10 protein-coding genes are annotated in these 13,733 nt (G+C 54.0%); 2 read left to right on the top strand and 8 right to left on the bottom strand.

Features of this window, described 5'->3' with window-relative positions:
• Positions 1–178: 178 nt before the first annotated feature.
• Both BITS_RS08415 and BITS_RS08410 read right to left on the bottom strand, forming a co-directional pair.
• Positions 179–1,255, bottom strand: a complete 1,077-nt coding sequence (locus BITS_RS08415; RefSeq protein WP_026642382.1) for a LacI family DNA-binding transcriptional regulator — start codon at positions 1,253–1,255, stop codon at positions 179–181.
• A 20-nt stretch (positions 1,256–1,275) separates the two neighbouring features.
• A complete protein-coding gene (locus BITS_RS08410) occupies positions 1,276–3,426 on the bottom strand; it encodes a family 43 glycosylhydrolase (RefSeq protein WP_026642384.1) in 2,151 nt (716 codons plus the stop codon).
• Positions 3,427–3,554: 128 nt separating this feature from the next.
• On the opposite strand from BITS_RS08410, the gene BITS_RS08405 reads away from it, so the two are divergent.
• The gene (locus tag BITS_RS08405; RefSeq protein ID WP_026642385.1) at positions 3,555–5,126 is read left to right on the top strand and encodes a glycoside hydrolase family 43 protein; all 1,572 of its coding nucleotides are present in this window, start codon (positions 3,555–3,557) and stop codon (positions 5,124–5,126) included.
• A 142-nt stretch (positions 5,127–5,268) separates the two neighbouring features.
• Here the strand turns inward: BITS_RS08405 and leuA are convergent, their stop codons facing one another.
• Positions 5,269–7,176 (bottom strand): 2-isopropylmalate synthase, encoded by a 1,908-nt coding sequence (gene leuA / locus BITS_RS08400; RefSeq protein ID WP_026642386.1) that lies wholly within the window; start codon positions 7,174–7,176, stop codon positions 5,269–5,271.
• A 312-nt stretch (positions 7,177–7,488) separates the two neighbouring features.
• On the opposite strand from leuA, the gene BITS_RS08395 reads away from it, so the two are divergent.
• Entirely contained in the window at positions 7,489–9,042 is a 1,554-nt protein-coding gene (locus BITS_RS08395) for a metallophosphoesterase family protein (protein ID WP_026642387.1), read from the top strand.
• A 116-nt stretch (positions 9,043–9,158) separates the two neighbouring features.
• Here the strand turns inward: BITS_RS08395 and BITS_RS08390 are convergent, their stop codons facing one another.
• From BITS_RS08390 to recR, 5 genes are all read right to left on the bottom strand, one after another.
• Positions 9,159–9,779 (bottom strand): DUF5701 family protein, encoded by a 621-nt coding sequence (locus tag BITS_RS08390; RefSeq protein WP_026642388.1) that lies wholly within the window; start codon positions 9,777–9,779, stop codon positions 9,159–9,161.
• 111 nt (positions 9,780–9,890) lie between these two features.
• Complete coding sequence (locus BITS_RS08385; protein WP_026642389.1) at positions 9,891–10,961, bottom strand: aspartate-semialdehyde dehydrogenase; 1,071 nt, start codon at positions 10,959–10,961, stop codon at positions 9,891–9,893.
• 511 nt (positions 10,962–11,472) lie between these two features.
• Positions 11,473–12,039, bottom strand: a complete 567-nt coding sequence (locus BITS_RS08375; protein WP_026642391.1) for an ACT domain-containing protein — start codon at positions 12,037–12,039, stop codon at positions 11,473–11,475.
• A 168-nt stretch (positions 12,040–12,207) separates the two neighbouring features.
• The gene (locus tag BITS_RS08370; RefSeq protein ID WP_026642392.1) at positions 12,208–12,972 is read right to left on the bottom strand and encodes an aspartate kinase; all 765 of its coding nucleotides are present in this window, start codon (positions 12,970–12,972) and stop codon (positions 12,208–12,210) included.
• A 158-nt stretch (positions 12,973–13,130) separates the two neighbouring features.
• Positions 13,131–13,733: a recombination mediator RecR gene (recR, locus tag BITS_RS08365; RefSeq protein ID WP_026642393.1), complete on the bottom strand. Its 603-nt coding sequence runs from the start codon at positions 13,731–13,733 to the stop codon at positions 13,131–13,133.

Genomic DNA, 13,733 nt, shown 5'->3' with positions numbered 1-13,733 from the left:
CAAGCCATACGGGATCTTCGAATCCATTTCCGACAGCGATATGCGCGAAGCAATACTCCCCTGACAAGCTTGTCTACGGCGACATCACAGCTGGCTTCGGCATGCTTCATATGAAAACGGGGGCCGCCTCACCAGCAGACCCCCGTAACAGTCGCTTTCTTAAGCTCTTACGCCGGTTTTACACCATCGTCGCCATATTCAAGGGTTTTGTCGATTGACGTACGACGAGCTTTGAACTCACCTTGCGGAATACCGACTCCCCTTCAGACACATCAAAGGGAGCCACTCTATCGATGCGATCCTTCAGCACCTTTACCGACATGCGAGCAACCGCATCCAAACCAGGCGAAATGGTTGTCAGGGCAGGAGAGAGATACTGCGAATCATCCGAGTTATCGAATCCGATAACCGAGACATCTTCAGGAATCCGCAACCCCCGCATCTGGATGGCATGCATGGCGCCGGACGCCAGCATATCGTTCAACGCAACCACACCATCGGGAACGACACCAGTATCCAACATCTCATTCATCGCGTTCACGCCGTCGATACGATGCCATTTTCCAGTGGGAGCCACCAGCCGCTCGTCAAACGGTACGCCAGCTTCATCCAAGGCTTCTCGATATCCCCGAAAACGCAATCCGGCCGATCCAACCTGCTCACCAGGATGCACACCCAATACGGCGATACGCTTGCATCCGGTCTGCAACAGATATGAAGTCGCCCTCTTGGCTCCCTCGACATTCTCCGTGGCCACATGATCGACCTGGTCGGTGAACATGCGTTCTCCGACTAACACCAGCGGATAATCGACGTTCAGTTGGTCGACATCCTCTTGACCGAGCTCAAGCGGGCTGTAGATCACACCATCCAACATGGCTTGCTGCGAACCGTGAAGCGCCTCTATCTCGCCATCGCGCGAATACAGGGTCGGCTCCACGATTACCCGAAGTCCAAGTTTCTTCGCCTCTTCGATAACCAAAGATGACAACTGCGCAAAATATGGCATCTGCAGATCCGGTACCACCAAAGCGATTATGCCTGTCGAGCCAGTGCGCAGGTTACGCGCCGAAACGTTGATGACATAACCGAGTTTCTCTATTGCAGCATTGACCTTGTTGCGTGTGGCATCTGATACGAACTGATAATCATTCACCACATTGGAAACCGTCTTAATCGAGACACCAGCTTCCTTGGCAACCTCTTTCATAGTGACGACTTGTTCGCCACCCCTGCCGCTCGCTTTTCTCGCCATGTTCGCTCCATTGGTTCCCGTCACACCACGGTGATGTTCATCGTTGTGCAGGCATATGCCGGATCAAGTTCCTCATGCGCCTGCATATCCAAAATCGGCATACCTTCTGCCGACCAGTGTACTCGGCGCACTTGTGCATCGCGGCCGCCATACCGCCCTTCGTTGTATTCGGCATTATGGAATACGTAGATCAGATTGCCATCTTCATCATGCGACCACATGCCGTGGCCGGTTCCCAGTTGCCATTCACCGTTGTACATCCCGGACTTTTGCAAAGGATAGTCCTGCTTGACCCAATTGGTGGGATCCAGCAAATCCACTCCCTTGCCAGCAGGCGCGGTCACCAATCCAGTGGTGTAGTCAATGCCCACCAACGATCCGGAATAGATCATGAAAATGACGCCGTCATGGACGGTGACATTCGGCCCTTCGGCAATCAGGTTATCCCATGCGAATTCAGGGACGATCAGTTGCGAAGGCGCGCTGGTCAATCGCGTTGGGCGCTCAGGATCAAAGCTCGCAATCCATACGCTGCCCACTTGTTGCCAGGCGTAATACCACGTTCCCGAATCCTCGAAAACCGTCATGTCAAGGCTGATGCGTTGCACAGGATTCAGCGCCTTGCCTTCCGGATCCAGGATCGGATCAGGCACGCTCCAATTCTTTGGCTCGCGCGGATCAAGATCCTTGCCGTCCTCATCCTTTCGCAATTGCATGATGTGACAGCTGCCGGTCCACATATCAGGCTTGCCTGCCCTGTCATTGGGACTTCCGTCAGGATTCACCCGCTCCCCGTCAAAGCAAGGCATAAACAGTATCGATAGCGCACCGCCAATAACATGCAATTCAGGCGCCCAGAAGCAGCCCGTCATTTCACGTCCTTCGCTATTGCGATCTCCGCGCTTCAACAGGTCGATTTCTGCGCTTCGCCCGCCCGATTCATCCGATAGTTCGGCGATGGATGAGGCTACGCGCAAAGGCATATGCGTCCTTCCTCCACGAGGATCGATGCAGTTGCCATCCTCATCCTCAGTGGCGATGAACATGAACATCGGCTCGCCATTCCAGTTCCACGCAAACACCGAAGGATCCGCACGTTCCACAGCAAAGGGCACAGGATAGGTTGCTTGGCGAACGCGACCGCTGAGAGTCACCACATCGCCTTTGCAGATCGTGCCCTTCGCGGCCTTCTGCACAATGTGCTCGATCTGAGCCTTATCCCAATCCACCTTGCGCCGAGCCTGGGAACCGTCAGAATAATCCAATATTGCCTTGGTCTGAGTTATCTCATTCAGGCGCGTACGCAGTGCATCTTCACCCTCGGCATCACATGCCTGCAGCCTCTGCTGAGGAACGCTCACCCCTGTGTTATACACGCGGCCAAAACGGCCTATCAAAGTCCGGGCCTCTTCATCGCTGATGGTGATGATATTGCCCACTATTGCATCATCGGGCAACGCCGAAGTCGAGAGCTGCGCAACCGATGCATCATAACGCATGATTGGCTTGGTCGGCATTGCCGTCTGCTCGTCCACAGCCTGCACCGGCAAGACTTGGGCTTCTCTGACCACAGACTCAAGATCATCCGTCCTAGAAGACATCAGCCTTCCGCTATCGTCTAGCCACGTCATCACATATCGAGGAGACGCACCGTGCACAGAAACCTGCACACCATGCACGCCGGAATCGGTGTCCAAATGGACCAATCCCAATTGCGTGAAGGACGTCAGATTCTGACTGAGCACCAACAAGAAAGACGAGCGCTCTGAACCATCAGGCTCGCCACCCCTCGCCGTTCGCGTCGCTGCTATTGCGAAACCGCCATGGTGATACCTGAATATGAACGGATCGCGCAAGCTCTTCAATTCCACGTCATTTCCGGGCATAACAGCGCCATATTGTGGCGCATTACTGAGAGCACGCCCTTCAGGCAAAGTCTCCCCTGCGAATACCTGCGCTGCCGTGCATGCCGATCGCATGTTGTCGGAGAGCTCATCGCTAGGAACCGCTGCGGCGAATAGAATGCCGTAATTGTCGTTGAGAGCGGTCCAGTCACCGTCAACCGAGGAACGGATTGCCAGATGCATACTGGCGGCAATATCTTCGTTATTGGCATATTCGCGGCCAGTGGGCTTACGTGTATAACTCATCAGTGAGTATGTGCGCGCCATATCAGTCCTTTGTCATGCTGTGAATCGGCAGGTTGTGCCATCGTTTTACATCGTTGTATAGTATATCGTATTACATCGTTGTACAAATCGCGAGATTTGAACACCAGTCTCATTGAGGAGCTACGGAAATGACATTTTCAGCCTTTGCGCGACGCGCTGCCGTGTCGATAATCGCCGCATTCACTTCGATTAATCTGCTCGCCGCTTGCGGAACGACCGGCTCAGGCAACTCTGCGTCAGCGAACGGCGAAAGCAACGACACGAATTCCATCTCCCGCGTTTCGGTGCACGACCCGTCCATCGTCAAGGCCAACGGAAAATACTATGTCTTCGGCTCTCATCGAGCATGGGCGAAAAGCGACGACATGGTGAATTGGACGACTTTCACCAATAACATCAACACCGACTATGCCACCATGCTGGGCGATATTTGGGAAAACTGGGCCAAGCAATCCTCGAATCCAGACATAACCGGCAATATGTGGGCTCCCGACGTGCACTGGAATCCCACCATGAAGAAGTGGTGCATGTATATGTCGGTTAACGGCGCCAACTACCGATCCGTTATCGTCCTGCTCACAGCAGACGATATTGAAGGCGACTGGACCTATGTGGGGCCGGTCGTGTATTCAGGGTTCACAAAAGTCAATGCATCACACACTGACGTGCCCAAAGTGCTTGGAGAAGACGCGGATCTTACCCGCTACCAATCGCAGACCGACACCGGCATCAATGCAATCGACCCCAGCATCGCAACCGATGACAATGGAGATATGTGGATGACCTTCGGCTCATGGTTCGGCGGCATGTGGATGTTCAAGCTCGATCCCGCCACCGGCTTGAGAGATTATAGCACCACATATCAGACCGAGACCAACAAATCCGATGCGTATTATGGCATCAAGCTCGGCGGGGGTTACGGCAATTCCGGCGAGGGTTCCTATCTCCTGCATACCAACGGATATTGGTATCTCTTCGCTTCGTATGGCGGCTTGGAGCAAACCAAGGGATACCAAATCCGCATGTATCGCTCGCAGTCCATAACCGGCCCATATGTTGATCAGGCAGGACACCCTGCGGTATCAGAACGTGCCATCGGCAATAACTGGCAGAGCGACAACGGCATTCGCCTGATGAGCTCTATCCAATGGAGCGGCAATGACAATGCGAATATCGAAGTGGCCCAAGGTCACAATTCAGCATTGGCCGATGATGACGGCACGGATTACATCGTGTATCACACACGGTTCTCAGGACGTGGAGAGGAACATGAAGTCCGTGTGCGTCAGTTGCTGCCTACATCAGATGGATGGCTGGTTGCAGCGCCATATGAATACACCGGCACCAAAGCTGATACAAAGGGATATGACGCCAAGGAGCTTGCCGGCACCTATGAATTCGTGATCCATGACCCGAAGACATCGTTCAAGGGGCCCAGGAAAGTCACTGATAAGAACAGCACCGATTATCGCGGCGTCAACAGGCCCATCACGATAACCTTGAACGTCGACGGATCGGTAAGCGGTGATGCCACTGGTTCATGGACGCACCAAGATGGCTCCAATGCCATGACCATAACCGTTGACGGCACCGAATACACCGGCGCTTTTGACAAGCTGCCAAGAGATCTCGACCGCAAAGAGGTAATGACCTTCAGTGCACTAGGCAATAATCTCTGCGTCTGGGGTTCTCAGAAATAGGCACGAGTCTGGCTATATGCGCCTGACCGTGCACAATGCCCAGCAATGTCAGACACAATGTCAGGCGCATACAACGAACGCCTACGAACAGGGGCGGTGTGCATCACAATCAGTATGCACACCGCCCCGTCAGATCGACTTATTACCGCTGCGAACGGTTGATCGCCGAGATAATGGCCTTCAAGGAGCTGGTGATAATCGACGAATCGATGCCCACGCCCCAGATAATCTGAGTTTCGGGATCCTCGCCGATCTGGCATTCCACATAGGAGGCCGCCATTGCATCCGTGCTGGCCGTCATCGTATGCTCCACGTAATCCATCACGGAGACGGTCACGCCCAAATTGTGCAATGCATTGATGAAGGCTGCGATGGGGCCGTTGCCAATGCCGGAAAGCTCCCGTTCAACAGGCTGGGCATCCGGCGTGACTCCACGATCAAGCAAACGCATCTTGAGAACGGTATCAGAACCATCCTCACCGGAGGAAATGGAGACCTTGAGCAGCTTCAGGCGTCCCCACTGTTCCAGACCGTCATCATGGTGGTCACCGACGATGGCTCCGGCTGCAGTGGCTCCGCCCTCTTCCACCGGCAGATACTCGTCCTTGAAGAGACGCCAGATATCCTCGTCCTTGACTTCCTTCTTGGTTTCGTCGGCGTAGGCCTGCACGATTTTGTCGAATTCGACCTGCAAACGCTTGGGCAAATCAAGATTGTGATTGGTCTTGAGCAGATATGCCATGCCACCTTTGCCGGACTGGGAATTGACACGGATAATCGCTTCATACGTGCGGCCGATATCCTTGGGATCAATCGGCAGATACGGCACCAACCACACGAAGCTGTCGAGGTCGGCACCGGCGCGGCCGGCGGCAACCTGTCGAGCTTCCAAGCCCTTTTTGATGGCGTCCTGATGAGAACCGGAGAAGGCCGTGAACACAAAGCTTCCGGCATATGGATGGCGCTCGGAAATCTTGATCTGATTGCAATATTCCACCGTCTTGCGGATCTCAGGCACATTGGAGCAATCGATTTGCGGATCGATGCCCTGAGTCAGCATATTCAGCGCCAAAGTCACCAGATCCACATTGCCGGTACGCTCGCCATTGCCCAACAGGCAGCCTTCGATGCGGTCTGCGCCGGCGAGAATACCCAGTTCGGCAGCTGCAACGCCCATGCCGCAATCATTATGCGGATGCAGAGAAAGCACGATGGAATCGCGGTCCGTCAAGCGATTCGACACGAATTCCACCTCGTCTGCAAATACGTTGGGCGATGTCATTTCCACCGTTGCCGGCAGATTGATAATCATTTTGTGCTCAGGTGTCGGCTTGATGACATCAATAACCGCATTGCACACCTCAACCGCATATTCCGGCTCGGTTCCGGTGAATGATTCCGGGGAATACTCATAGTAGAGGTCGATGCCCTGCGCCGCGCCTTCAAGCTCCTTGCACAACTCGGCCGCATCCACAGCAAGCTGCTTGATACCCGCGCGATCCTTGCGGAACACGACTTCCCGCTGAAGCACGGACACCGAGTTATAGAAATGCACCACAGCACGCTTGGCACCCTTGAGGCACTCATATGTGCGACGAATAAGATGCTCGCGAGCCTGGGTCAATACGACAATGGTCACATCGTCAGGAATCAGCTCGCGCTCAATAAGCATACGAATGAAGTCATAATCGGTTTCCGACGCGCTGGGGAAACCGACCTCGATTTCCTTGAATCCCATGGATACCAGAAGATTCCAAAACCGCAGTTTGCGTTCTGCGTCCATAGGATTCACCAAAGCCTGATTACCATCGCGCAAATCCACAGAACACCAGCGCGGAGCCCGTTCCAAAAGCTTGCCTGGCCAAGTGCGGTCCGGATTGTCAAAGGGCACCTGCTTGTTGTATGCAACGTATTTGTTGTATGGCATAGGGCTTGGCTTTTGCGCCTCGCCTACGAATCGGGCCGGAGGCAGTAGTGGGCTGTTGTTCCCTCCGTTGGACGCTGCGGCAACAGCCGCGAGATCAAACACTGATGATTGATCCTGACCCATCACTCCTCCTTTGCTTTGTTGTATGAGTCTGGTACACCGCATGGCAGCACTGTGTGAGCGACGCGGCATCGTGCAGCTCATACTATCGATACCGGCATTATTGCGCCGGAATGGTTTCACGATATGGTTTTCCCTTTTATGGTATGCCTTGCATTGGGCACACACGAAATACCACAGCCGCCGATCACATGTCATGGGCGATTGAACGGGACTCGTCTCGCCTCACGGCATCAGATGAACGGGGAATGAATAGCTGTCGATCTTCGCGTCCTTCCTTGGCATCACGCCGCATAACGCCATACAGTGGTGTCCATGAACCTGCGATTCCGCGAAGACGGCACCTTTCGAGTTCTCCAGCTTGCCGACATCCAAGATGGCCCTGATCTCAATGCGAATACCGCGCGTCTGATAACCGCCGCCATCGATTCCGTTCAACCTGATTTGGTGGTACTGACCGGTGATCAGATTCGCGGGTATGATCCGGCCTTTATTGACACCTTCCGATCGAGACGGCATGACGATATCGGCAAACACATACGGTTGGTGACCAAGATTGAATCGTTCCTACAAGGCCGTGGCTCACTTCGCGATCGCAGACCCACCGCCAGCGGCTCCGCTCATACGGCACTCCTCGAAAAAGCCAAGCATCAGGTGCGTTCCGCTTTCGCCGCATTCCTCGAACCAATCACTCACGCCGGCATACCTTTTGCAGCCACCTACGGCAATCATGATTTTCAATGCGGAATCCTCCCCGATGAACAGGATGAGTTGTATCGAGAATTTCCAGGCTGCCTCAATCCTGCGGCACCCGGTGGGGCATATTCCACAACTCGCTCTGATTTGACTATTGCGGACACATCTGAGGATGACACAACCGGATTCGCTTATTCGGCGGTGCCTTCCACATCGAGCAGGGCAACCTTCTTCGACGCGAGCAAGGCACTCTCCTCCGATCGTTCCCGCGCTGATTCGCGCAATCATGAATATGACGAGACCCGGTCACGCACTTCATCGGATGAGCTCGCATTAGAACCCGGCACATTCGCTTTGCCCATACGATCAGCCGACGGGAAACGCATTGCCATGAGCGTTGTGCTGGTGAATTCAGGCGATTATGAAAGTCTTTCCACACCATCAATCTCGCAACCCGACTCTTCCACAACAACCCATATGGATCTGGAAGACGCAGAAAGTTACGGCAATCCAACGTCTCAGGCAGTGGCTTGGCTGGAATCAGTGCAATATGCATTACGCAGAATGAACGGCGGAAAATCCGTGCCTTCCATAGCTTTCCAGCATATTCCGCCGCAGGAGTTCTACGACTGCCTGACCGAGGTCCCCACATGGACTCCGTATGCGGTCGATGGGTCGGGGCCGTTCTCTGGACATAGTTTTGTATTGAACCAAGACGCCCTTAAATCCGGCGGGATCCTGGGCGAGGGAATAAGCTGTCCAGACAGCAATGCCGGCATGGTTCAGGCGTTGCGCAGAGCAGGTTCATATTTCGCGCTGTTCTGCGGACATGATCATAAGAATGCCTTCGTCTCGCATATCGGTGGGATGGATTTTGGATACGCGCCCACATGCGGTTTTGCCAGCTACGGACCATCGGCTTCCACCCGAGGCGTACGTCTATTTGAATTCCATGAAAGCAACCCTCAAAACTACACAACTCGAGTACTCACATGGGCTGAGCTTGTAGGGCACCGCCCGAGTCCGGCATTGCGTATGTGCCTTGAAGATCTGCCGATAAGCGCAACGGCATGGCGGAATATGCTCAGACGTCCCCGCACAGCTATTGCGATATCTCTCGGCGCCTTGGGGATGATGTGCGTGCTGAAACGCCTAGTTCGTCGCAAACGCTAGAGCGTTGCGGTTTGCACTGTAACCGGCATGATTCATGCCATCCGTAATATGACCGACTTGTTACGGCACGTTCATACATCACGAATTGTGCAATACCGAATTGGCAGTCCGTCTGTTTAATAGAACAAACTGAGTCCTCGACGAGAAACGCAATAGGCATTGCCAAGCCAGGTATGGCGTGAGTTCGGCCATACCGACCCTAGTCTCGGCGCATTCTGACTCATCCAAATACTTGGCACTCGTCCGTCGGCACTGCGCGAACCAAGTAGATTGAAGCCATTCTTTTCCAGAAGCCATTCAGGATGTTGCGTGGCAATAGCCAGGCCCTCTTCCAAAGTCAACGGCGTCCTCTCATCGGAATCGATGAGCTTTCTTGCCACATCCGGCTCGCGGTTCACATAGCATGTTCCAGTATGAGGCTCAATGACCAGGTAGAAAGGGCCCTCAGGAGGCTCAAAGCCATCCTGCGGCATGAAGCTGGCGATATCACGCGGAGGCATTGTGGTAAAACCCGCCATACGATTGATACTGGTTCGTGCAATCAAGGATTCAGGAGAGACCAACTCTCGAGTTGGAATAAGCAAGATATTCGAGCCCAAATCGCTATGCTCGAGCTCTTCGATCAACGGCTGGGCCAATGCACGGAATGCCGCGTCGCTCATATCGGCGACATCAGGGTAACCCAAAGCCACAATACGATCCAACTGCTGCTGCGCCTCTACTGATGCCTTTGACATAGTTCCAGTGTACGTGCTTCCGCACTCATCCGCCGGAGGATTCATTGCGTGACCGAAGTTGACTGCCCTGCATGCCGTCAGTCAACGGCTATTCCACACGTTTACGAGCGTTTACAAACGATCCGCAAAATGCTTGCTCGCCACCAATTCAGCAAGCTGAACCGCATTCAAAGCGGCTCCCTTACGCAGATTGTCATTGGTCACGAAGAAAGCCAGGCCCTTCTTGCCGTCAACGGCCTGATCCTGGCGAATGCGCCCGACAAAACTCGGAGTCTTGCCTGCAGCCAATTGAGCAGTGGGAATATCCACCAATTCAACTGCCTGGGCCTTGCTGAGCACTTCTCGAGCGGCATCCGGGGTGGCGTCCTGCTCAAACTCCGCATTCACGCTCATGCCGTGGGCCGTGAATACCCCGACACGCACGCAGGTGCAGGAAGCTTTCAGCTCAGGCAAGTGCAGAATCTTGCGGCTTTCATTGCGCAGCTTCTGCTCCTCGTCAGTCTCTTCAGAACCGTCATCAACAATGGCGCCGATCATAGGAACTTCATTGAAGGCAATGGTGCGCACCACCTTGGTCGGCTCTGGGAAGTCAATCGCATCGCCCCCGAATACCAATTTATCCGCGCCCTGCTCGACGGCAGCCTTCGCTTCGTTCATCAACTGCTCAACCCCAGCGCGACCCGCGCCGGAAACTGCCTGATACGAGCTCACAATAAGGCGCTTTAATCCAAAGGCATCGGCCAAGGGCTTGACGACTGGCATGATTGCCATGGTTGTGCAATTCGGGTTGGCGATAATGCGATCCGGAACATCATCCAAATCTTGCGGATTCACCTCTGCAACGACCAGAGGAACATTGTCATGCATACGCCACTGCGAAGAATTATCGATAACATATGCGCCTGCCTCGGCGAAGCGAGGAGCCCAAACCTTGGAAGTGCCGCCGCCCGCAGAGAAAATAGCGATATCGATACCGGACAGATCGGCGGTTGCCACATCCTCAACGGTGATGTCATGACCTCGCCAAGACAGCACCTGACCTGCGGAATGAGCCGAGGCCAGGAACCTCAGATCCTTTACCGGGAAATCTCTCTCATCGAGAACGCGGCGCATCACCATACCGACTTGACCAGTTGCGCCCAAAACAGCAACATTGACGCCACGTTCACTTATCTGCACCATGCGGAGCTCCTTCAAACAGCATTGTGAAACCACTCACCCGAGTTATGAGGTACCCTACCATTCTGCATACCTTGCGGCCAAAAGCCTTGTTATCTCCATCTTTCGGACATTTGCAGACGAGATAGGCGTTATTGGTGAGGCAACATATCATGCGGCAACCGGCCAGCAATGCGGCACGGCGTTCTCGACGTGCATTGCCAACTTGGAATAGGACATTCCCGTCGCCGATTGCCCTTGCATAGCCGGGCATTCCCGCTATCAATCACCATCGCAAATGATTCATACAACGAACCGAGTGCATGGTCAGATGGGGACCGCTCGATTATGCGCATCCGCTGGTATCGCTGACACACTTCAACTTGTAGTCTCATTGGTGGCTTCCGGATTCACACCCATCCAAATGGTTTGCCAAACCACTTCAACCTGTGATGTCGTTGATGGCTTCTGGATTCATGCCCAATCAGTGGTTTGCCGACGCATTTCGACCCAAAATAGCCGAGAATGTCTTCAATCAGCGGCCGGTGCCGCCATACACCACAGCTTCCACGCTATCGGCATCCAAACCATATGCCGTATGCAGCGCACGCACGGCATCGTTGAGCTGCTCCAAAGGTACCAAGGCTGCGATGCGGATTTCCGAAGTGGAGATCATCAGCACATTGATGCCCTTTTCACTCAGAGCAGTGAAGAAACGAGCAGCCAGCCCGGAATGGGTCTTCATGCCCACACCCACTACTGCCACCTTGCCCACATTGGTATCCATATCGAAGGAGTGATAGCCGATTTCGTCCTGGCGCTCCTGCAATACATCCTCAACCCTTTTGGCATTCAAACCGGGGAATGTGAAGGAAATATCGGCAGTGCCAATGGAAGCGCTCGCCTGCACAATCATGTCCACATTGACGCCGACCTCGGCGAGAGTAGTGAACACCTTCGCAGCCATGCCCGGCTCATCCGGAACTCCACGCAGTGTCACGAGCGTTTCGCTGCTGTCGTGCGCAACTCCGTAAATAACTGGATTTTCAGGCCCTAGATCGGGAAACAGATCTCCCATGGACACATTGTCTTGGTCACTCATAATGCCGCCTTATCGTTGATATTCTGCAATTGAACTTATCAATTCGCCGGATTCCGGCTGAAACTTTCTCAACCCATCCACCTATTCGTATGCAGTCGCGTCACTCGAGCCACACAGTCTTTCGCATGGCTTATGCACACCGCCTTGGTGAATGAGCATCATTACCCGCTATTCCAAATTCGGCAAGGAACGCGGATCGACTTGGTTGGGCACGATAACCGTGCCTCGACGGTGCGAGAACGAGCTGCGCACATGCAACGGCATATTAAAGCGCTGCGCGTATTCTACGCACCGCAGAGCCAATACCTTCGAGCCGCATGACGACATTTCCAGCATCTCTTCATAGCCTATGGATTCGATACGTCGCGCGGTGGGAACAATACGGGGATCCGCAGTGAATACACCATCCACATCCGTATAAATCTCACATACGTCTGCACCTAAAGCCACCGCCAGGGCCACTGCAGAAGTATCAGAGCCACCACGTCCCAAAGTCGTGGCATCTCCGCCTTCGTTAATTCCTTGGAAACCAGCCACTATGGCAACGCTTCCCTTGCCTAAGGCACGGCGTACGCGATCCGGCTTCACCGCCTTGATATGGGCGGCTCCGAATCGGGCATCGGTCATGAATCCTGCCTGCGAACCGGTGAAGGAATACGCATGCGAACCTTCGGCGTGTATTGCCATTGCCAGCAGGCTCATGGAGATGCGTTCACCTGCGGTCATGAGCATATCCATCTCTCGTGCAGGAGGATTGGAATCGATGCTCATGGCCTGATCGATGAGATCGTCTGTGGTGTCACCCATCGCAGACACCACCACGGCCACATCATTGCCGGCATTCTTGGTCTCTACAATGCGTTTGGCGACGCGCTTAATCGAATCCGTGTCTGCCACGGAAGAACCACCGTATTTTTGGACGATAAGTGCCACGATTATCCAATCATTCGGGATGCAACAGCGTTCTGCACATTCTACGCAGTCGGCACGATTATAGGATTCGCGGTTTCAGCAGGAGAGATTGCTCCCGCTCAGCGAACACCAACGACGCGCTCTGGAGCACACCAACGGTGATCAATATTGCGACTGTTTCAGACTTCCCTACGCCCTGCGAGCGCACGGCCCAGAGTGATCTCATCGGCATATTCCAGATCCGATCCGACTGGCAATCCGCTCGCCAAACGCGTAACGGTGATCCCCAACGGTGAAAGCAGCCTACTCATATAGGTCGTGGTGGCTTCGCCTTCGATATTGGGGTCAAGCGCGAGTATGACTTCCTGAACCTGCGCGTCCTTCAAACGCTCAAGCAGCTTGGGAATATTCAGATCAGCCGGCCCGATATTCGACATGGGATTGATTGCTCCGCCGAGCACATGATATGTGCCGCGATATTCGCGCGTGCGCTCAATGCTCATCACATCCTTGGGCTCTTCCACAACGCATATCTTCGTATGATCACGCCTCGGATCCGCACATATCGGGCACGGGCTGCTCTCGCACACATTCCCGCAAATATCACAGAAAGTCACCTGTTCCTTGACCTCGGCGATTGCTTCGGCAAGTTCCTGCGCTTCATCTTGTGGTGCGGAAAGAATATAAAACGCTATGCGTTGCGCACCTTTGGGACCTATGCCCGGCAACCTAGAGAACGCGTCAATGACTCGCTGGATGGCGCCATCATATGCCAGTGCCAT

It is taken from the genome of Bifidobacterium tsurumiense (assembly GCF_000741765.1).
Classification (GTDB): Bacteria; Actinomycetota; Actinomycetes; order Actinomycetales; family Bifidobacteriaceae; genus Bifidobacterium; species Bifidobacterium tsurumiense.
The sequence above is the reverse complement of the archived record's forward strand: the minus strand, read 5'-3'. Positions and strand labels throughout refer to the sequence as shown.